Raw genomic sequence first — 20,033 nt, forward strand, 5'->3', positions numbered from 1 at the left:
GTACCTTTCGTCTCGGAACCCGCTGTCGACGGCTTCTTGGCGGCCGACGTGGAACGACTCCGCCGTTTGCCCGACGGCCCGTCAGTTTCGTTCGTTTCCGCGGCGGTTGGCTTCCCGGTCCGGGTGCTGCCGCGCTTTCCCCCGGCGCCCGGACGGCCGGGGCCACTCACATCCACCGCCTGATCCGTCACGGGCCACGCTCCGTCCGCCTGCGCACGAGCCGAGCCCGGCGGGTCTCCGCACGGGCGGTCCGAGCGTAGTTCACTCTCAGCGACGAGACCGAGGGAACGTGGCCGATATGTCCCCCAATCGGATCAGCATTTTTTCAGACTGGAGAATGATCGAACACCCGAAACGCAAGGATCCCTGTTCAGGACTCGAACGGGCGCGCGGGCCACGGCGCCTCGGCCGGCCGGAGCGACTCGATGCCGTCGCCCGCCAGCGCCGCGGTGAGCGCGAGCACCCCCACCGCCAGGCAGTTGTTGTGCAGCTCACCGGCGAGCACACCCCGTACCAGCTCCGCCGTCTCCACCCGGGCCAGCTCCATGTCCGCCTCCTCCTCGGAGACTTCGAAGCGCTCGCCCTCCGCCTCCGACAGACCGCGCGCGAGGAAGATCCGTACCGCCTCGTCACAGCCGCCCGGCGTGGTGTAGACGTCCGTCAGCACCCGCCAGTCCTCGGCCTTGACGTGGGCCTCCTCGTACAGCTCGCGCTGGGCCGCGTGCAGCGGGTTCTCGCCCGGCACGTCGAGCAGACCGGCCGGGATCTCCCACAGCTTCTGGCGGACGGGGTGCCGGTACTGGCGCAGTACGAGGACCCGGCCCGTGTCGTCCAGCGCGAGGATCGCCACGGATCCGGGGTGGACCTGGTAGTCGCGCGACACGACCGTACCGTCGGGCATGACCACGTCATCCGTACGGACACTGGTCTTGTTGCCGCGGAAGGGCGTCGAGGTCGCGGTGACCCGCCACTCCTCGGGGGCGTCCTTGATCGTCATGAAACCGTCCTCCCACACAGTGGCGCACAAGCGGAAACCGGGGCACAGGTCCCGAAAGACCCGTGCCCCGGCTCCCACCGTATCGCTTGGCGGACCGCTCAGGACTGGGCGGCCACCGGCTCCACCGGCGTCCGCTGCCCGCCCTGGCCCGCGCCCTCGCGCGCGGCCAGCTGACGCTCCACCGCGGCCTTCACCAGACCGGCGAAGAGCGGATGCGGCCTGGTCGGCCGGGACCTCAGCTCCGGGTGGGCCTGGGTGGCGACCAGATAGGGGTGCGTGGCGCGCGCGTACTCGACGTACTCGACCAGCTTGTTGTCCGGGGACGTGCCCGAGAAGACCAGACCGGCCTTCTTCTCCAGCTCCGCGCGGTACGCGTTGTTGACCTCGTAGCGGTGGCGGTGGCGCTCCTCCACATACGGCTGGTCGTCATAGACCTCGCGCACGATCGAGCCCTCGGCGAGCTTCGCCGGGTAGAGCCCGAGCCGCATCGTGCCGCCCAGGTCTCCGGCGCCCTCCACGTAGGCGAGCTGCTCCTCCATCGTGGAGATCACCGGGTGGGCGGTGCCGGAGTCGAACTCCGTGGAGTTGGCGTCGGGGATCCCGGCGACATTGCGCGCGGCCTCGATGACGATGCACTGGAGGCCCAGACAGAGCCCCAGCAGCGGGACCTTGTGCTCCCTGGCGTACTGGATGGCGCCGACCTTGCCGGTGACACCGCGCTCGCCGAAGCCGCCGGGGATCAGGATCCCGTCGACGTCGGCCAGCTGCCTGGCGGCGCCGGCCGGGGTCTTGCAGTCGTCCGAGGTGACCCACTTGACCTTGACGCGCGCCCTGTTCGCGAAGCCCCCGGCACGGATCGCCTCGGTCACCGAGAGATAGGCGTCCGGGAGGTCGATGTACTTGCCGACCAGCGCGACGGTGACCTCGTGGTCGGGGTTGTGGACGCGGTCCAGCAGATCGTCCCAGACCGTCCAGTCCACATCGCGGAACGGCAGATCCAGCTTGCGCACGACATAGGCGTCCAGGCCCTCGGTGTGCAGCACCTTGGGGATGTCGTAGATCGACTTGGCGTCCACGCACGCCACCACGGCCGACTCGTCGACATCGCACATCAGCGAGATCTTGCGCTTGATGGCGGTCGGGACGTCGCGGTCGGCGCGGAGCACGATCGCGTCCGGCTGGATGCCGATGTTGCGCAGCGCCGCGACCGAGTGCTGGGTCGGCTTGGTCTTCAGCTCGCCGGAGGGGCCGATGTACGGCAGCAGCGAGATGTGCACGACGAAGACGTTGTCGCGGCCCACCTCGTGGCGCACCTGGCGGACGGTCTCCAGGAACGGCAGCGACTCGATGTCGCCGACCGTGCCGCCGACCTCCGTGATGACGACATCGACGTCGTCGGCCGCCATGCGCCGGATGCGGTGCTTGATCTCGTTGGTGATGTGCGGAATGACCTGAACCGTGTCGCCCAGGTACTCGCCGCGCCGCTCCTTCGCGATGACCTGCGAGTAGACCTGGCCGGTGGTGACATTGGCCGAGCCGTCGAGGTCCACGTCGAGGAAGCGCTCGTAGTGGCCGATGTCCAGGTCGGTCTCGGCTCCGTCGTTCGTGACGAATACCTCACCGTGCTGGAACGGGTTCATCGTCCCCGGGTCGACGTTCAGATACGGGTCCAGCTTCTGCATGGTGACCCGCAGACCACGCGCCTTGAGCAGCGCACCCAGACTGGAGGCGGTCAGGCCCTTGCCGAGGGAGGAGGCAACACCCCCGGTGACGAAGATGTGCTTGGTCGTCGAGGATGTCGAGGATCGGTTCGGCATGGCCAAGAGGGGGCTCCCGTGGTCGCGGTCTGAGGTGCGTGCCGGTGTCCCGGTCGAAGACTGAAGGGACTTCCGTCGCTGCGGGTACGGGGCCCCGTTGCGTTGCAGGGAGTCCACCGGTCCACGGGCTACCAGGGTATCAGCGCTGAAGGGAGGGTGCTTCCGGCCACGCGGCGTCCCGCGCATCCGAAGAGCCTTTCCCCCGAGTCAGACTTTTTCCCCCCAGTCACCCTTGGCCTACCCGTTCGGCGGACCGATGTTGTCGGGACCGTGGCGCAGAGCCCCGTGGTGCGTCGTATCCTGCTCAAACATTCGCTGCCGAGTCCGGCCGGCAAACGGCACCATCCCCGCCCGATTTCCCGGAAATAGAGCTCGTCAACGACCCTTGACCGAAGTACGCGCCCCACGGGGCGGACATGGCCGTTCGACTGGAGATGCACGTGGCCGGGCGCATCGAGGATTACGCACTCATCGGAGACATGCAGACCGCTGCCCTGGTCTGCCGGGACGGCACAGTCGACTGGCTGTGCCTGCCCCGCTTCGACTCGCACGCCGTGTTCGCGGCACTGCTCGGCACCGATGAGCATGGTTTCTGGCGACTGGGACCCGCGCACCCCGCGGGCTCCGTGCCGCCACGGGCCACACGGCGCCGCTACCGCGGAGACTCACTGATTCTCGAATCGGAGTGGGACACCCCACGCGGCACCGTCAGAGTGACCGATTTCATGCCCCCGCGTGACGGCGCTCCGCAGGTGATCCGGATCGTGGAGGGCATCAGCGGACGCGTGCCGATGCGGTCCGCGCTGCGGATGAGGTTCAGTTACGGGCGGGTCGTGCCCTGGGTCCACAAGGTGGACAACCGCACGGTCGCCGTCGCGGGGCCCGACTCGGTCTGGCTGGATACGGACGCCGAGACATACGGCAAGGACCTCACGACGTACTCCGACTTCACGGTGGCGCCGGGAGACCGGATCGCGTTCACGATCAGCTGGCAGCCCTCGCACCGGCAGCCGCCCGCGCTGCCCGACCCCGAGGGGTCACTGGAGGCGACCTCCGACTTCTGGCGTGAATGGGTCGAGCACTGCACGTACCACGGCCCCTACCGGGAGGCGGTGGTCCGTTCGCTGATCACGCTCAAGGCGCTGACCTACGCGCCGACGGGCGGGATCGTGGCGGCGCCGACGACCTCGCTGCCGGAGGAGATCGGCGGCGTACGGAACTGGGACTACCGCTACACCTGGCTGCGCGACGCCGCGATCACGCTCTCCTCGCTGCTGCGCACCGGCTACCGCGAGGAGGCCCGCGCCTGGCGCGAGTGGCTGCTGCGCGCGGTCGCGGGCGACCCGGAGAATCTCCAGATCATGTACGGCATCGCTGGCGAGCGCGAGCTGGGTGAGGCGGAGCTGGACTGGCTGCCCGGCTATGAGCGCTCGGGCCCGGTCCGGGTCGGCAACGGCGCCGCGCACCAGCTCCAGCTGGACGTGTACGGCGAGGTCACCGAAGCGCTGCATCTGGCGCATATGACCGGTCTCGCCCGCAATGACTACGCCTCGGTGCTCCAGCTCAAGCTGATCCGGTATCTGGAGAAGCACTGGGACCAGCCGGACGAGGGCATCTGGGAGGTGCGCGGTCCGCGCCGGCACTTCGTGCACTCGAAGGTGATGGCCTGGGTCGCGGTCGACCGCACGATCAAGCTGATCGAGTCGGGCGACGCCGACGGGCCGCTGGACCGCTGGCGCGAGATGCGGGACGACATCCACCGCGATGTCTGCGAGAAGGGGTACGACAAGGAGCGGAACACCTTCACGCAGTCCTACGGCTCCAAGGAGCTGGACGCGTCGCTGCTGCTCATTCCGCAGATGGGCTTCCTGCCGCCGGACGACAAGCGGGTCATCGGCACGATCGAGGCGATCCAGCGGGAGCTGTCCACGGAGGACGGCTTCATCATGCGGTACCCGACCTCGGGCGAGGACGCCGGAGTGGACGGTCTGGAGGGCGACGAGGGCGCGTTCCTGGCCTGCTCGTTCTGGCTCGCCGACGATCTCGCGATGATCGGGCGGGTGGACGAGGCCAGGAAGCTCTTCGAGAAGCTGCTCGCGCTCCGTAACGATCTGGGGCTGCTGGCGGAGGAGTGGGACTCCCGGCTCCAGCGCCAGGTGGGGAACTTCCCGCAGGCGTTCAGCCATGTCCCGCTGATCGACACGGCGCTGAGGCTGACGGCCTCGGGGGCGTACGGCGGCTGACGCCTGGAGTGTGAGCCCCGGCCGTCGCCACCGCGTACGGCCGGGGCGGTCCCGCGCGCTTTTCCAGTAGCCTCCGGCGTCATGGACAGTCAGGGCGGAATCACCGTGCGGCGGGCCCTTGAGCTGCCGGGACTCCGGGCCGGCCTGCCCGAGGTCGTCGCCTGCGCGGACCGGCTGGACCGTACGGTGCGCTGGGTGCACGCGGGTGAGGTGCCGTACATCGCGTCCCTGCTCAAGGGCGGCGAGCTGCTTCTCACCACGGGGCTCGGGCTGGGCAGCCGCCCGGCCGAGCAGCGGGTCTTCGTCCGCAGGCTCGCCGAGCGCGGGATCGCGGCACTGGTGGTGGAGCTGGGATCCCGGTTCGACCGCCTTCCCGCGACGATCGTGGAAACGGCTCGGGCCGCCGGGCTGCCGCTGGTGCAGCTGCACCGCGAGGTGCCGTTCGTCTCGGTGACCGAAGAGGTGCACACCGAGATCGTGAACGGCCACTACGCGCTGCTGCGGCAGGCCGAGGAGGTGCACCGGCGGTGCACGGAGGCGCTGCTCGACGGGGGCGGGGTGCCGCAGGTGCTCCGTATCCTCGCGGACTTCGCGGGCAATCCGGTCTTCCTGGAGACGGCCGAGGGACGTCTGCTGTACGCGGCGGCCCCCGGCGCCGGTCCGGCCGCCGCCGATCCGCTCCAGATCTGGGAGGGGCTGCGCGGCCAGCGGGCGGCGCGCGCGGCGGGACCGCCGGCCGGGGCGGTGCTGGTGGACGTACCCGGCGGCGGGCACGGCACCGGGGCGGTACGGGCGCGGCTGGTGCTGCCCGCCGTCTCCGCGCCGCCGCTGCCGGTGCACCGGCTGGCGGCCGAGCGCGCGGCGGACATCCTGGCGGTCGTCCTGATGCAGGCACGTCAGGAGGAGGAGCTGGCGGCCCGAGGCCGTGGCGACTTCCTGACAGATCTCGCGGAGGGCCGGATCCTCGCGGAGGACGCGCCCGCGCAGGCGAAGGTGCTGGGTTTCAAGCCGGGTGAGGGGCCCCTGCTGCCGGTCGTGATGCGGCTGGCGCCCGAGTCGGCCCCGGCCGGCAACTGGGCGCTGCTCGCCAGGGCGGTGCTGGAGGAGCTGTCGTCGGTGGGGGTGCCGGTGCTGCTGGGCGTACGGCCGGTGGAGGGGCGGGTTCCGCTGCTGCTGGGGCTGCGCACCGAGTCCGAGCGCACGGCGGTGGCCGACCGGGTCGCGACGGCGCTGCGCGCGGGCGTGGAACGGGCCGGACTGGAGCGTCCCGGGACACAGCCCCCGGTGGTGGTCGTCGGTGTCGCGGGCGGCTGGGCGGCGGCGAGCGCGGGGCTGCGGCACGCGGCGGAGACCGCGACGGCGGCCCAGGGGCTGCCGGACCGCGCCTGGTACGACGCCCGCAGGCTGGATATCGATCTGCTGCTGTGGCGGCTGCGTGAGCACCCCGATCTGGCGGCCTTCGTGGACCGCGCGATCGGCCCGCTGCGCGCGCACGACCGGACCTCGCGCCCCGCGCTGCTGCCCACTCTTGAGGTCTATCTGGCGCACGCGGGCCGCAAGGCGGAAACGGCGCGCGAGCTGCATCTGAACCGCCAGACGCTCTACAACCGGCTGGCACGGATCGCGGAGCTGCTCGGCACGGACCTGGACGATCCGCAGACGGTGCTGGCCCTGAGCCTGGCGCTGCGGGCGAGACGCCACACGCTCTGAGCGACGGCACCGCAGTCAGCCAGTCGGCCGGTCAGTCGGCCGGTCAGCCAGTCGGTCGGTCAGTGGGATCGCTGGGGCTGCGTCAACTCGTCGTACACGCTGAGCACTTGCGCGATGGTCTCGTCCTCCGTCGGCCAGCTCGCCGCCCGCGCCAGGCCCGTCGCGGCGAGTTCCCGGCAGCGCTCGGGATCGCCGAGGAGGCGTATCACGGCGTCCGCGAGGGCCGCCGCGTCCCCGTACGGTACGAGTTCCGCCGCGTCGCCGACCAGTTCGGGGACGGCGCCGACCGCCGTGGCGACCAGCGGGACGCCGAGCCGCAGCGCCTCCTGCGCGAGGACCGAGCGGCCCTCCCAGCGGCTGGGCAGCAGGGCGACATCGGCGGCGGCGAGGAGTTCGGAGACGTCGTCGCGGCGGCCGATGAGCTGTACGGGCAACTCGGCGTCCTCGATGCGGCGCTGAAGCCTGGCGCGCTCCCGCCCCTCGCCCGCGATGACGACCAGCGGGGTGGGATCGAGGTGACGCCAGGTCCTGGCCGCGTCCAGCAGCGTGTCGTATCCCTTGTCGGGGACGAGGCTGCCGACGGCCATCAGTAACGGCCGGTCGACGGCGCCGAGTTCGGCGCGCGACTTGTTCTCGGGATCGTCGTCGGCGGCCCGGTGGGGCGCGGGCACCGCGACCGACGCGAGACGGGCGTCGCGCGCCCCGCGCTCGCGGGCCCGGTCGACCAGTTCCGAGGAGGTGCCGAGCACAACGGCCGCCGCTCTGGCGGCTCTTCGCTCCATCAGCCGCAGCAGCCGGCCGCGCGGTCCTTCGGCGTGCGCGCGGGTGTGCCAGGTGACGACGAGCGGCACGCGCATCCCGCCGAGCGCGATCGCGGTCCGTACGGCGGCGTGCACACCATGCGCGTGCACCACGTCCGCGCCGGCGCAGGCCGCCCGCAGCGCCGCGACGGCCGCCGGATCACTGCGCCGGGGCACGGGCACGTGATACGCCCCCGCGCCCCGGAAGTCGTAGGCGCGGTCGACTTCGGCGGGGGCGCACACCGTCACCCGCACTCCCCTGGCGGCCAGACCGGCCGCCAGCGAGCGCACGTGCGCGCTGCTGCCCGCACTGCCGCCGCCGAGTACCTGGACCGTACGCAGTTGTGTCACGTGGTCAAGGCTCCTGGCTCGGGATGGGGGAACGGATGGACGACCGGGGTGCCCGGAACGGCACGGCGCGGGCCCGAAAGTCGCTGCGCCAAGGATGCCAGTCCGTACGCACGTTCCGGCACCGCCGGGGCGTCGTTCGTGTGTCCGGCCCCTCAACTCGGCGCCCGGATCACTCACATGGGTGAGGACGCGCGTCGGCCGACCCGGTCACCGTACGCCGTCACGGCGACAACTCCCAGTGCGCGAAGGGCCGGCCCGGCCCGGCCGTCGCGGCGCCCGCGTCCGGATCCGGCCTGCGCCCGGCGTAGCCGGCACCCGGACTCCGAGCCTCCGGCGGCCTGTTCACGGAGCACTTCGTATACGGGCTATACGGCGCGCGTGATCCCCGGCGCGGTGACGAACGCGGCGGTCCTGCCGCCTCGGGCCGCCCTACGGTCAGCGCGGGGGCGGCCGGGGCGACACACCCGTATGTCCAGGCCCTGTCCGGATCCAGGCCCGGCCCGGCCCCAGGCCCTGTCCGGATCCAGGCCTGGTCCGGTCGATCTTCGCGGGCCCGCACCGCCCTGCGGGCGGACGGCGCTACGTTCGCGACACGCCCTAGCCGCCGGAGGCGGCACCGCGCGCCGTGGCCAGCAGTTCCTCCGCGTGCGCCCGCGCCGTTTCCGAGTCCTCCTGGCCCGCCAGCATCCGCGACAACTCCCGTACCCGGTCCTCGCCTTCCAGGACCGTCACCCCGGAGCGCGTCACCGAGCCGTCCACCGTCTTCTCGACCAGCAGCTGCCGGTCGGCGAAGGCCGCGACCTGCGGAAGGTGCGTGACCACGACCACCTGCGCCGACGCGGCCAGTTTCGCCAGCCGGCGGCCCACCTCGACCGCCGCTTTGCCGCCGACGCCCGCGTCCACCTCGTCGAAGAGATACGTCGGCACCGGATCCGAGCCCGCGAAGACCACCTCCACCGCGAGCATCACCCGCGACAGCTCACCACCGGACGCGCCCTTGGCGATCGGCCGGGGCTGGGCGCCCGGGTGGGGTGCCAGCAGCAGTTCGACCTCGTCGACGCCGTGCGGCCCGTACACGACCGCGCGTCCGCCGACCTCGACACCGTCCGCCTCGTCGGCGGACTCGGTCTGGCGGATGTCGAACGAGACGCGCGCGTGCGGCATGGCGAGCGAGGCCAGCTCGGCCGTGACGGCCTGCGCGAAGAGCGCCGCCGCCGCCGTACGCGCGTCGGTCAGCGCCTGCGCGAGTTCGGACAGCTCGGACCGCAGGGCGTCCCGCTCGGCCGTCAGCTCGCCGATCCGTTCGTCGTCGCCCTCCAGCTCGGTGAGCCGCGCGCTGCTCTCCTCGGCCCAGGCCAGGACGGTGGTGATGTCCTCGCCGTACTTACGGGTCAGCCCGGTGAGCGCCGCCCTGCGCTCCTCCACGGCGGCCAGCCGCAGCGGATCGGCGTCCAGATTGTCCGCGTATCCGGCGAGTTCACCGGCCACATCGGCGAGCAGGATGGAGATCTCGCCCATGCGCTCGGCGAGCCCGGCGAGCGCGGGGTCATGGGACCGTACGGCCTCCAGCGCCCGGCCCGCGCCCCCGACCAGGGTGGTCGCGTCGACGCCCTCCGGGTCCTCGGGGTTGCCGGCCAGCGCCGCGTGCGCGACGGACGCGGCGGACGCGAGCGCCTCCGCGTGTCCGAGGCGCTCGGCCTCCGCGGCGAGTTCGATGTCCTCGCCCGCCCTCGGCTCGACCGCCCCGATCTCGTCCAGCCCGAAGCGCAGCAGATCGGCTTCCTGGGCCCGCTCACGGGCCCGGGTGGTCAGTTCGTCCAGCTCCGCTGCGACGGTGCGCAGCCTGCGGTACGCCTCGGTGTAGGCGGCGTACGGAACGGCGACCGCGTCACCCGCGTACCGGTCGAGCGCCTTGCGCTGCCGCGCGGGCCGCAGCAGCCCCTGCTGGTCGGTCTGGCCGTGCACCGCGACCAGGTCGTCCGCCAGCTCGGCCAGAACGCCCACGGGCACGGAGCGCCCGCCGAGATGGGCGCGCGAGCGCCCCTCGGCGGAGACGGTCCTGCTGATGAGCAGCGTTCCGTCGTCCAGTTCCGCCCCCGCCTCCTCGGCACGCAGGGTCGCCGGGGCACCGGCGGCGAGGGTGATCCGCCCCTCCACGACCGCCGACTTCGCGCCGATCCGCACGAGGGCGGGATCGGCGCGTCCGCCGAGCAGCAGTCCGAGACTGGTGACGACCATGGTCTTGCCCGCGCCCGTCTCACCGGTCACCGCCGTGAAGCCGGGTGACAGCTCGACGACCGCGTCGTCGATGACTCCGAGCGACCGTATCCGCATCTCCTCCAACACGGTCATGACCATACGAGGTCCTGGAGCCCCCGCGCGACGGACCCCACCCCCGATTCCCCCGACCGGGCAGTGTCCGGGTGGTGCACGGCCTGAGCGTTACATACCGATTCCACCCGGAAACACCCCTACGTCCTGTCGGTCATGCCACCGGCCGGTCCGGTCAGTGCGGTGCCCCGCGCCAGCCGGACACCGGCAGCGCGAACTTGGCCACCAGCCGGTCGGTGAACGACGCGTGATGCAGTCGCGCCAGCCGTACCGGGACGGCTCCGCGCCGTACCTCCACCCTCGCGCCCGGCGGCAGTTCCACGGTCCTGCGCCCGTCGCACCACAGCACCCCGTGCGGGGTGTTCGCCTGCACCTCGACCGCCAGCACCGTGGTCGGCGAGGTCACCAGCGGCTTCGCGAAGAGCGCGTGCGCGCTGATCGGCACCATCAGCAGCGCCTCGACCTCCGGCCAGACGACCGGCCCGCCGGCCGAGAAGGCGTACGCCGTCGATCCCGTGGGGGTGGCACAGACGATCCCGTCACAGCCGAACGCGGTGACCGGCCGTCCGTCGATCTCCAGGACGACTTCGAGCATCCGTTCCGGTGAGACCTTCTGCACGGCCGCCTCGTTGAGCGCCCAGTCCCGGTGGACCACATCGCCGTTGCTGCGCACGACGACATCGATGGTCATCCGCTCCTCGACCTCGTAGGAGCGGGTGACGACGCGGTTGACGACCTTGTCCAGATCGTCACGTTCCGCCTCGGCGAGGAAGCCGACCCTGCCCAGATTGACCCCGAGCATCGGGACGCCCGAGGCCCGCGCGAACGCGGCGCCGCGCAGCAGCGTGCCGTCCCCGCCGAGCACGATCAGCAGCTCACAGCCGTCGAGCGCGGCCGGGGTGGCGTCCGGGACCGTCTCCACGGACTCCGGCAGCGGCAGGTCGACCGCCTCCGCCGCCAGGACCCGTACGCCGAGACCGCTGCGTACCAGTCCGTTCACGACCAGTTCCGCGCTGCGGATCGCCGCGGGTCTGCCGGTGTGGGCCAGCAGGAATACGGTGCGTTCTGCGTTCGACGTCAACGGGGTCCCTCCGCCACTGCACGGTCGACATCGGCCGGGTCCAGTTCGGGGGCTCCGGCCCTGAGCCACAGAAAATACTCAACATTTCCGGAGGGTCCCGGCAGCGGACTGGCGGTGACCCCCCTTACCCCGAGGCCGAGTTCACCCGCGCGCCGTGCCACGGTCCGTACGGCCTCGGCGCGGAGTCCCGGGCTGCGTACGACCCCTCCGCTGCCCAGCCGCTCCTTGCCCACCTCGAACTGCGGCTTCACCATCAGTACGAGATCGGCGTCCGGGGCGGCGCAGTTCACCAGCGCGGGCAGCACCACCCCCAGCGGGATGAACGACAGATCCCCCACGATCAGATCCACGGGCTCCCCTTCGATCGCTTCGAGCGTCAACTCACGTACGTTCGTACGATCCTTGACGGTGACGCGTTCATCACTCCGCAGTGACCAGGCGAGTTGGCCGTAACCGACGTCCACCGCGACGACATGGCCGACACCGGCCCGCAGCAGGACATCCGTGAAACCGCCGGTGGACGCGCCGGCGTCGAGCGCCCGGCGGCCGGCGACCTCAAGTCCGAGCGGTACGAAGGCCGCCAGCGCTCCGGCGAGTTTGTGCCCGCCGCGCGAGACGTAGTCGGGATCGCCGTCGTCCTCGGTCACGACGACGGCGGCGCTGGTCTCCACCTGGGTGGCGGGTTTGGTCGCGGTGGTGCCGCCGACGGTCACCCGGCCCGCGGCGATCAGCTGGCTCGCGTGCTCACGCGAGCGCGCGAGGTTACGGCGTACCAGCTCGGCATCGAGACGGCGGCGTGCCAGTCCAGCCACGTTCGGTTCAGCTCCTGTGGTCGTACGCGGGAGAAGTCAGCGGGGCGTCGGCTGCCCCCGGGGCCCCTGAGGTGGTGGAAACCCCTGGGGTCCTGTGACGCCCTGAGGTGCCGGACGTGCGTCGAGCGCGGTCAGCGCGTCGCGCAGGCCCCGGTGTACATCCTCGTACACCTCGACATGGCCGTCCGCAGGGAGGTGGTCGGCGTCGGCGAGCCGGGTCAGCAGCGCGTCCACCTCGGCGTCGCCGGTCGGGATCCGCTCCAGGCCGAGAGGCAGGGGCGCCGCGGGGTCGTGGGCGGCGGGCCCGGCGGCCCCGGTCTCCCGAGCCGTCTCCCCTGCCGGCTCCCCTGCCGTCTCGCGCTCTGGCCGCTCCCCGGTCCATTCCCCGGTCCGTTCTCCGGGCCGCTGCTCGGACCCTCGCCCGGCCGGGCCCGCCATCGAGTCGCTCATGCCCAGACGCTACCGCGAAGCCCTGCGGTACCGTCGATCGCGATGGCGACGATGGAGGAGTGCCGCGGCGCACTCGACAAGCTCTCTGACAATCTGGCGCAGGCGGACGGAAAGGTCCGCACGGCGGCCGGCTTCGACCGCTCGCTGAGCTGCCACATCACGGATCTTGATGTCACGTTCACCGGACGTCTGGTGAACGGACGGATCGTGGTGACCGACACCGTGGAGGGCCCACCACCGGAGAAGGCCGAGATCAGACTCGCCATGACGGGCGACGACCTGGTGGCGCTGGTTGACGGTGAACTGAACTTCGCCCGCGCCTGGGGCTCGGGCCGGGTCAGGCTGGAGGCCGGTTTCCGCGATCTGCTGCGGCTGAGGTCGCTGCTCTGAGGGCTCGCCGTCGAGGCCGATGGGCGGGCGCACTCCGGCTCACTTCCCCGACGGTACGGATTCGCGCGGCACGGACTCCGGCGGTACGGATTCGCGCGGCACGGACTCCGGCGGTACGGATTCCCGCAGTACGGGTTGCGGCGGCACGGATACGGGCCGTCGCGCCCGCCGACCCGCCGGGACCACCAGCGGCGTACCGGTCTCCGGATCGTCGATGACCTGGCAGCGCAGCCCGAACACCTCCTCCACCCGCTCCGCCGTGACGACGTCCGCCGGAGTGCCCTCGGCCACGATCCGCCCGTCGCGCATCGCGATGAGGTGGGTGGCGTACCGGGCCGCGTGGTTGAGGTCGTGCAGGACGGCGACGAGCGTACGGCCCTGTGTCTCGTGCAGCTCGGCGCAGAGGTCCAGCACATCGATCTGGTGCTGGATGTCGAGAAAGGTGGTCGGCTCGTCCAGCAGCAGGAGCGGCGTCTGCTGGGCGAGGGCCATCGCGATCCAGACCCGCTGACGCTGACCGCCGGACAGTTCGTCGACATAACGACCGGCGAGCTCACCGACCCCGGTCGCCGCCATCGATTCCTCGACAATCCGCTCGTCCTCCGGCGACCACTGACGCAGCAGCCCCTGGTGCGGATAGCGACCGCGCGCCACCAGATCCGCGACCGTGATGCCGTCGGGCGCGATGGACGACTGCGGCAGCAGCCCCAGGGTCCTGGCGACCTTCTTGGCGGGCAGGGAGTGGATGGCCGTGCCGTCGAGCAGTACGCGCCCGCCGGACGGTTTGAGCATCCGCGAAAGCGCGCGCAGCAAAGTCGACTTGCCGCAGGCGTTCGGACCCACGATCACCGTGAAGGACCGGTCGGGGATCTCGACCGACAGGTCACTGGCGATGATCCGCTGGTCGTAGCCGAGGGTCACCGATTCCGCGGTGAGGCGCTGCATGGTCATCAAGTTAGGTTAGCCTACCCTCGCAATCGATCCCGCTGCGGGAAAGGCGAAGAGCCCCATGACCGACGCCCCCTTCCAGTTCTTCACCGTCGAGGTGCTCCGCACGGAGCGCGTCACCCCGTCGATGGCGCGGGTCGTCCTCGGCGGACCGGACCTGGCCCGGATGGCCACGGCCGGACGCGACCAGCGCGTCAAGCTGTTCCTGCCGCGGCCGGGCCAGAGCGAACCGGTCATGCCGGACGTGGCGCGGCCCGACTGGTACGACGCCTGGCGCGAGCTCGACCCCGGGGTACGCGGCGTCATGCGTACGTACACCGTGCGCGAACTGCGCCGCGACCCGCACGAGTTGGTCATCGATTTCGCCCTGCACGGCACGGAGGGCAACGGCGAGGACAAGAGCAAGGGCAAGCCCGGCAGCAGGGACGAGGCCAAGGGCGAGGAAGGCGGCGGCAGTTGTGGTGGCACGGCCGTGGACGCCGCGTCAGGACCCGCCACCCGCTGGGCGCGAGCGGCCCGGCCCGGCGCCCGGATCACCGTCCTGGCACCGGTCGACGAGGAGAACGCCGGCTATGAATTCCAGCCCCCGGCCGACACCGGCTGGATCCTGCTGACCGCCGACGAGTCGGCCCTGCCCGCCGTCGCCGGGATCCTGGAATCCCTGCCGCCCGGCATGCCCACCCGGGTCTGGATCGAGGTCCATGACCCGGCCGACCGCCAGGAACTCCCCACCAAGGCCGACGCCGAGATCGTCTGGCTGACCCACGGCCATCACGCGTCGTACGCCACGGCGGACGCGATCCGCGCCGCCACTCTGCCCGGGGGCACCCCGTACGCCTGGATCGCCGGTGAGTCGGCGACGGTGAAGGCCGTACGCCGCCATCTCGTCGGAGAACGCGGCTTCGATCGTAAGGCCGTCAAGTTCAGCGGCTACTGGCGCCGGGGTGCCTCCGAGGACCATCTGACGGTCACCGGAGAGGCGGCCTGACCATCCCGCCTGACTGCGGGGACCAGGCACAGAGCCGGGGACCCGCTGCGGGCCCGCTACAGACCGAGCTTCGCCAGCGCCTTGCCCGCGTCCCGCGTACAGGAGCCGTCACCCGCGTCCGTCCAGGCCGCCGCGCACAGCGCGCGCAGCCCGTCCAGCGCCACGCCCTCCCCGTCGAGCACCAGCGCGCCGGCGCTGACGTACGCGGTCCAGCCACCGCACCCGAAGGCTCCCGCGGTTTCGCCGGCCCCAGATACGCCGACGGCAGGGGCGGCATCGGTGACTTCGGTGACTTCGGGCTGGCCGGTCAGCAGCCCGCGCAGATCCAGGTCCACATACGTCGGCCGGTGCCGGGGCTCGGCGGTCAGCAGCTGCGCCGCGTCCGTCACACCCGTCAGGACGAGCAGCGAGTCCACCCCTCCGTTGAACGCCCCTTCGATGTCGGTGTCCAGCCGGTCCCCGACCACCAGCGCGTGCCTGGCCCCGGTCCGCAGGATGGTCTCCCGGTGCATCGGGGGCAGCGGCTTGCCCGCCACCTGCGGCTCGGCACCCGTCGCGATGCGTACGACCTCGACCGCCGCGCCGTTGCCCGGCATGATCCCCCGCGCGCTCGGAATCGTCAGATCCGTATTGGACGCGAACCACGGCACTCCGTGGTTGATCGCGTAGCACGCCTCGGCGAACCGTCCCCAGGCCAGGTCGGGCCCCCCGTACCCCTGCACCACGGCGGCCGGGTCGTCGTCGGCCGACTCCACCGGTTCGAGACCGCGCTCGCGCAGCGCGATCCGCAGCCCCTCACCACCGATGACCAGCACCTTGGACCCCGGCGGAAGCTGCTCGGCGATCAGCCGGGACACCGCCTGCGCCGAGGTGATCACATCGGCGGGGTCGGCGGGCACACCGAGCTCCGTCAGATGCGCGGCGACGGTGTCCGGCGGACGGAGCGCGTTGTTGGTGACATACGCGAGGCGCATGCCCCTGTCGCGGGCCGTGTTGAGCGACTCGACCGCGTAGGCGATGGCCTCCCCGCCCGCGTACACGACCCCGTCGAGATCGAGCAGAGCCGTGTCGTACGCCTCGTTCAGCGCGGTCGTACTCCCGCTCGGCCTGGTCCTGCTCTGCTGGCTCATCCGTCTTACGCTCCTCGCTCGGGTTATCCCCCGATCATCGCTCATCCCCGTACCGCACATACGATGCCCGAATGAACTCAACAGGTCCTGCGGACAAGGGGCTGCGGCTGATTCCGTTCCGCGGACTCCGCTACGTCCCCGAGCGGGTCGGCAGTCTCTCCGCGGTGACCTCGCCGCCGTACGACGTGGTCGTCAGGCCGGACGGGCTGCACCATCTGGAGTCGGCGGATCCGCACAACATCGTCCGGCTGATCCTGCCGCAGGCCGCCACCCCCGAGGACCGCCCCCGGCAGGCGGCGGCGACGCTGGAACAGTGGCTGTCGGAGGGCATCCTCGCCCCGGATCCGGAGCCCGCGCTGTACGTGTACGAGCAGCGCAGGGGCGAGCTGCTCCAGCGCGGAGTCATCGGGGCCCTGGCGCTCTCCGCCCCGGCGGACGGCATCGTGCTGCCGCACGAGGACGTGATGCCGGATGTCGTGGCGGACCGCGCGGCCCTGATGCGGACGACCGCGGCGAACCTGGAACCGCTGCTGCTGACGTACCGGAAGGGGGACGAGACGGGCGGCGCGGCAGCTGTGATCGAGCGCGTCATCCGCCGCTCCCCGCTCCTGGCGACGACCACGGAGGACGGATTCAGCCACCGGCTGTGGTCGGTCACCGCCCCCGGAGACCTCGCGGAGATCACCGATGACCTCGCCCACCACCAGGCCCTGATCGCCGACGGTCATCACCGCTGGGCGACGTATCTGCGGCTGCGGGACGAGCACGCGGCGCCGGGGCCCTGGGGTTACGGTCTGGTGCTCCTGATCGACACGGCCCGTTACCCGCTCCAGGTCCGCTCCATCCACCGGCTGCTGCACGGGCTGCCCGTCGACCGGGCGGTGGCGGCCCTCGCGGGCTCGTTCCGGATCCGTACGGTCGACGGGCCGCTCCCGGAGGCCCTCGACGCGCTGGCCGACGCCGCCGCCTCGGGCAACGCGTTCCTGCTCGCCGGGGACGGCCGGTTCCAGCTGGTCGACCGGCCGGACCGGGATCTGCTGGCGCGTACGGTCCCAACCGACCGGCCGGCGGCCTGGCGGAGCCTGGACGCGACGGTCCTCCACGCCACGCTGCTCGACCACATCTGGCGGATCCCGGACACCCCGGAGCACATCGCCTACATCCATGACACGGAGGCGGCCGTCAGCAAGGCGGAACAGGACGGCAGCACCGCGGTCCTGATGCATCCGGTGCACGAGGACGTCGTACGGGAGCTGGCGCTCCAGGGCGTCACGATGCCGCGCAAATCGACGTCCTTCGGCCCGAAGCCGGCGACGGGGCTGGTGCTGCGGAGCCTGGCTCTCGGCTGACACGGGCCTCGGCCTTCCGGGGCCGGCCTCGGGCCGACATACGAGTGGGCGGCACCCGGGACCGGGTGCCGCCCACTCGTATCGTCACTCAGCCTTTGTCGTGGCTGTTCTTGTCATCGGCCTCGGCCTCGATGTCGTCGTTGATGTCGTCGTCGACATCAACATCGGCCTCGACGTCGTCATCGACATCAACGTCGACAGCAACGCCGGCCTCGGCGTCGGCGTCGGCACCGGTCTCGACGGGCGTTCCGGGCTCGTCCTCGTCCTCACCCATGGCATCGACGAACTCGACGCCGTCCAGCTCGGCGAGACGGTCCGAGGCATCCGTCGCCCCGTCCTTGTCCGCCTCGATCGTCTTGCCGAACCACTCCCGCGCCTCATCCTCGCGCCCGGCCGACAGCAGGGCGTCGGCGTACGCGTACCGCAGCCGCGCGGTCCACGGCTGTACGGAGTTCGAGGCCAGCTCGGGGCTCTGCAACGTCACGATGGCGGCCTCGATCTGCCCCATGTCCCTGCGCGCACCGGCCGCGACGAGTCGCATCTCGACCTGGCCGGCCTTGTCGAGCTTCTGCACCTCGGGCTCGCCGGCCATCGCCATCGCACGCTCGGGACGGCCGAGACCGCGCTCGCAGTCCGCCATGACGGGCCACAGATCGACACCCCCGGTCATCCGCCGCGCCGCCCGGAACTCGGCCAGCGCCTCCGCGTACTTCTGCGTCGCGTACGCGGCGAAGCCGGCGGCCTCACGTACGGCGGCGACCCTGGAGGCGAGCCGCAGCGCGATACGCGAGTACGCGTAAGCCTGCTCGGGGTCCTCGTCGATCAGCTTCGCGACCATGACGAGGTTCCTGGCGACGTCCTCGGCGAGCGTCTTGGGCAGGCTCATCAGCTCCTGCCGGACGCTCTTGTCGATCTCGTCACCCGTGACGTCCTCGGGGATGGGCAGCCGCTTGATGGGCTCGCGGTCGCGGTCCCGGTCGTCCCGGCGCTCATAACCGCCACCGCGGTTGTCATCACGGCCCCGGTATCCGCCACGGTCCCCGCCCCGGTCGTCGCGACGCCCGTAGCCGCCACCGCCACCGCTGGGACGCCCGCCCCGGTCATCACGGCGCGGACCGCTGGGACGCTCGTCCCGGCGCCCGTAACCGCCGCCGCCGCGATTGTCGTCACGGCGGGGTGCGGCGGAACGTTCATCCCGACGGAAGCCGCCGGGCCGGTCGTCGCGACGGTCGTCACGGCCCCGGTATCCGCCACGGTCGTTGTCCCGGCGGGGACCGCCGGCACGCTCGTCACGACGGAAACCACCGGGCCGGTCATCACGACGGTCATCCCGACGCGGACCCGACGGACGGTCATCACGCCGGTCATCACGCCGATCGTCACGACGGAACGCGGGACGATCGTCACCCCGGTCATCACGACGGAACGCGGGACGGTCATCACGCCGGTCATCACGACGGAACGCAGGACGGTCATCACGCCGGTCATCACGACGCGGGCCAGCGGGCCGGTCGTCGCGACGGTCGTCACGACCTCGGTATCCGCCACGGTCGTTGTCCCGGCGGGGACCGCCGGCACGCTCGTCACGACGGAAACCACCGGGCCGGTCATCACGACGGTCATCCCGACGCGGACCCGACGGACGGTCATCACGCCGATCGTCACGACGGAACGCGGGACGATCGTCACGACGGTCATCACGGCGAGGACCGGCAGGCCGGTCATCCCGACGCCCGAAACCGCCACGGTCGTCAGAACGACGCGGAGTGCTCGGGCGGTCGTCACGACGCCCGTATCCAGCGCCGCCACCACCGGTCGGCCGCCCACCGCCACCGGCAGGCCGGCCACCGCGGCTGTCGTCCCGGCGGCCGTAACCCCCGCCGCTGAAACCGGAATTGGGGCGACCGCCGCGGTCATCCTCACGACGCGGACCGCCGGGGCGGTCATCACGACGGGGGCCGCTCGGCCGGTCGTCACGCGCACCACGGAACCCGCCACCGCGATTGTCATCACGGCGGTTGTTGTCATCACGACGGAAACCACCACGGTCCCGATCATCACGCCGCGGTCCGCGCTCGCGGTCGTCACGACCTCCGCGGAAGCCGCCCCGGTCACCGCTGTCCCTGCGGCGCTGATCGCGCTCAGGACGGTCGTCGGAGGAGTTGGGGGACATCGGTTGGGCTCCTGTCTTCGGGTACCGCAGTCATTCTCGCGCAGTCGGCCTTCCGATGCGCTTCGGGCAAAAAGGGGTGGAAACAAAAAAGACCCGTGATCCAGCGTGAACGCTGGACCACGGGTCCATGAAAGATTGTTCGGCGGCGTCCTACTCTCCCACAGGGTCCCCCCTGCAGTACCATCGGCGCTGTGAGGCTTAGCTTCCGGGTTCGGAATGTAACCGGGCGTTTCCCTCACGCTATGACCACCGAAACCCTATCGGGCCATCCCGCAAAGCGGGATATCGGCACTTAGCGAACAAGCACACTCTTCAATTGAGTACATACTGGTTCAACCGGTGCGACTGTTCGCAACCCGGGAACCACACAGTGGACGCGAGCAACTGAGGACAAGCCCTCGGCCTATTAGTACCGGTCAACTCCACCAGTCACCTGGCTTCCATATCCGGCCTATCAACCCAG

General features: G+C 71.4%; 16 protein-coding genes and 1 rRNA gene. 5 read left to right on the plus strand and 12 right to left on the minus strand.

Annotation, left to right across the window (positions count from 1 at the left end; translation table 11 throughout):
* Positions 1-370 precede the first annotated feature (370 nt).
* Both CU044_RS20250 and CU044_RS20255 read right to left on the minus strand, forming a co-directional pair.
* The gene (locus CU044_RS20250) at positions 371-997 is read right to left on the minus strand and encodes an NUDIX hydrolase (protein ID WP_129770126.1); all 627 of its coding nucleotides are present in this window, start codon (positions 995-997) and stop codon (positions 371-373) included.
* Between the two features lie 98 nt (positions 998-1,095).
* Entirely contained in the window at positions 1,096-2,814 is a 1,719-nt protein-coding gene (locus CU044_RS20255) for a CTP synthase (protein WP_129770127.1), read from the minus strand.
* 416 nt (positions 2,815-3,230) lie between these two features.
* On the opposite strand from CU044_RS20255, the gene CU044_RS20260 reads away from it, so the two are divergent.
* Together CU044_RS20260 and CU044_RS20265 are read left to right on the plus strand one after the other, a co-directional pair.
* A complete protein-coding gene (locus tag CU044_RS20260; RefSeq protein WP_240045728.1) occupies positions 3,231-5,057 on the plus strand; it encodes a glycoside hydrolase family 15 protein in 1,827 nt (608 codons plus the stop codon).
* 81 nt (positions 5,058-5,138) lie between these two features.
* Complete coding sequence (locus CU044_RS20265; RefSeq protein ID WP_129770128.1) at positions 5,139-6,767, plus strand: PucR family transcriptional regulator; 1,629 nt, start codon at positions 5,139-5,141, stop codon at positions 6,765-6,767.
* A 59-nt stretch (positions 6,768-6,826) separates the two neighbouring features.
* On the opposite strand, the gene CU044_RS20270 is transcribed toward CU044_RS20265, so the two are convergent.
* The 5 genes from CU044_RS20270 to CU044_RS39640 all read right to left on the minus strand — a co-directional run bounded on the left by CU044_RS20270 (position 6,827) and on the right by CU044_RS39640 (position 12,592).
* The gene (locus tag CU044_RS20270; RefSeq protein WP_129770129.1) at positions 6,827-7,918 is read right to left on the minus strand and encodes a glycosyltransferase family 4 protein; all 1,092 of its coding nucleotides are present in this window, start codon (positions 7,916-7,918) and stop codon (positions 6,827-6,829) included.
* A 597-nt stretch (positions 7,919-8,515) separates the two neighbouring features.
* A complete protein-coding gene (gene recN / locus CU044_RS20275; RefSeq protein ID WP_193564019.1) occupies positions 8,516-10,270 on the minus strand; it encodes a DNA repair protein RecN in 1,755 nt (584 codons plus the stop codon).
* Positions 10,271-10,424: 154 nt separating this feature from the next.
* Entirely contained in the window at positions 10,425-11,330 is a 906-nt protein-coding gene (locus CU044_RS20280) for an NAD kinase (RefSeq protein WP_129770131.1), read from the minus strand.
* Positions 11,327-12,142: a TlyA family RNA methyltransferase gene (locus CU044_RS20285; RefSeq protein WP_129770132.1), complete on the minus strand. Its 816-nt coding sequence runs from the start codon at positions 12,140-12,142 to the stop codon at positions 11,327-11,329. Before CU044_RS20285 ends, CU044_RS20280 begins: the two co-directional genes overlap by 4 nt.
* Before the next feature lie 36 nt (positions 12,143-12,178).
* The gene (locus tag CU044_RS39640) at positions 12,179-12,592 is read right to left on the minus strand and encodes a hypothetical protein (RefSeq protein ID WP_240045729.1); all 414 of its coding nucleotides are present in this window, start codon (positions 12,590-12,592) and stop codon (positions 12,179-12,181) included.
* 42 nt (positions 12,593-12,634) lie between these two features.
* On the opposite strand from CU044_RS39640, the gene CU044_RS20295 reads away from it, so the two are divergent.
* On the plus strand, positions 12,635-12,982 hold the full coding sequence (locus CU044_RS20295; protein WP_129770133.1) for an SCP2 sterol-binding domain-containing protein: 348 nt from the start codon (positions 12,635-12,637) through the stop codon (positions 12,980-12,982).
* Between the two features lie 39 nt (positions 12,983-13,021).
* On the opposite strand, the gene CU044_RS20300 is transcribed toward CU044_RS20295, so the two are convergent.
* Positions 13,022-13,927: an ABC transporter ATP-binding protein gene (locus tag CU044_RS20300; protein WP_129770144.1), complete on the minus strand. Its 906-nt coding sequence runs from the start codon at positions 13,925-13,927 to the stop codon at positions 13,022-13,024.
* A 64-nt stretch (positions 13,928-13,991) separates the two neighbouring features.
* On the opposite strand from CU044_RS20300, the gene CU044_RS20305 reads away from it, so the two are divergent.
* Positions 13,992-14,918, plus strand: a complete 927-nt coding sequence (locus CU044_RS20305) for a siderophore-interacting protein (RefSeq protein WP_129770134.1) — start codon at positions 13,992-13,994, stop codon at positions 14,916-14,918.
* Between the two features lie 56 nt (positions 14,919-14,974).
* Here the strand turns inward: CU044_RS20305 and CU044_RS20310 are convergent, their stop codons facing one another.
* Positions 14,975-16,048 (minus strand): HAD-IIA family hydrolase, encoded by a 1,074-nt coding sequence (locus tag CU044_RS20310; protein WP_129770135.1) that lies wholly within the window; start codon positions 16,046-16,048, stop codon positions 14,975-14,977.
* 71 nt (positions 16,049-16,119) lie between these two features.
* Between CU044_RS20310 and CU044_RS20315 the strand changes: the two genes are divergently transcribed.
* Positions 16,120-17,397 (plus strand): DUF1015 domain-containing protein, encoded by a 1,278-nt coding sequence (locus CU044_RS20315; RefSeq protein ID WP_129770136.1) that lies wholly within the window; start codon positions 16,120-16,122, stop codon positions 17,395-17,397.
* An 88-nt stretch (positions 17,398-17,485) separates the two neighbouring features.
* Here CU044_RS20315 and CU044_RS39200 read toward each other — a convergent pair whose 3' ends face one another.
* The 3 genes from CU044_RS39200 to rrf form a co-directional block, all read right to left on the minus strand.
* The gene (locus CU044_RS39200) at positions 17,486-18,283 is read right to left on the minus strand and encodes a tetratricopeptide repeat protein (protein ID WP_205124095.1); all 798 of its coding nucleotides are present in this window, start codon (positions 18,281-18,283) and stop codon (positions 17,486-17,488) included.
* On the minus strand, positions 18,283-19,245 hold the full coding sequence (locus CU044_RS40210; RefSeq protein ID WP_205124096.1) for a hypothetical protein: 963 nt from the start codon (positions 19,243-19,245) through the stop codon (positions 18,283-18,285). The genes CU044_RS39200 and CU044_RS40210 overlap by 1 nt, the downstream gene beginning before the upstream one ends.
* Positions 19,246-19,707: 462 nt before the next feature.
* Positions 19,708-19,824: ribosomal RNA gene (rrf, locus tag CU044_RS20325) — 5S ribosomal RNA — on the minus strand.
* Positions 19,825-20,033 lie beyond the last annotated feature (209 nt).

This window comes from Streptomyces sp. L-9-10 (assembly GCF_004151105.1).
Classification (GTDB): Bacteria; Actinomycetota; Actinomycetes; order Streptomycetales; family Streptomycetaceae; genus Streptomyces.

Coding starts and splice junctions, on each gene's coding strand:
- CU044_RS20250 (WP_129770126.1), bottom strand. CDS start 997: ATGACGATCAAGGACGCCCCCGAGGAGTGGCGGGTCACCGCGACCTCG.
- CU044_RS20255 (WP_129770127.1), bottom strand. CDS start 2,814: ATGCCGAACCGATCCTCGACATCCTCGACGACCAAGCACATCTTCGTC.
- CU044_RS20260 (WP_240045728.1), top strand. CDS start 3,231: ATGGCCGTTCGACTGGAGATGCACGTGGCCGGGCGCATCGAGGATTAC.
- CU044_RS20265 (WP_129770128.1), top strand. CDS start 5,139: ATGGACAGTCAGGGCGGAATCACCGTGCGGCGGGCCCTTGAGCTGCCG.
- recN (WP_193564019.1), bottom strand. CDS start 10,270: ATGACCGTGTTGGAGGAGATGCGGATACGGTCGCTCGGAGTCATCGAC.
- CU044_RS39640 (WP_240045729.1), bottom strand. CDS start 12,592: ATGAGCGACTCGATGGCGGGCCCGGCCGGGCGAGGGTCCGAGCAGCGG.
- CU044_RS20295 (WP_129770133.1), top strand. CDS start 12,635: ATGGCGACGATGGAGGAGTGCCGCGGCGCACTCGACAAGCTCTCTGAC.
- CU044_RS20300 (WP_129770144.1), bottom strand. CDS start 13,927: ATGCAGCGCCTCACCGCGGAATCGGTGACCCTCGGCTACGACCAGCGG.
- CU044_RS20305 (WP_129770134.1), top strand. CDS start 13,992: ATGACCGACGCCCCCTTCCAGTTCTTCACCGTCGAGGTGCTCCGCACG.
- CU044_RS20310 (WP_129770135.1), bottom strand. CDS start 16,048: ATGAGCCAGCAGAGCAGGACCAGGCCGAGCGGGAGTACGACCGCGCTG.
- CU044_RS20315 (WP_129770136.1), top strand. CDS start 16,120: ATGAACTCAACAGGTCCTGCGGACAAGGGGCTGCGGCTGATTCCGTTC.
- CU044_RS39200 (WP_205124095.1), bottom strand. CDS start 18,283: ATGAGCCTGCCCAAGACGCTCGCCGAGGACGTCGCCAGGAACCTCGTC.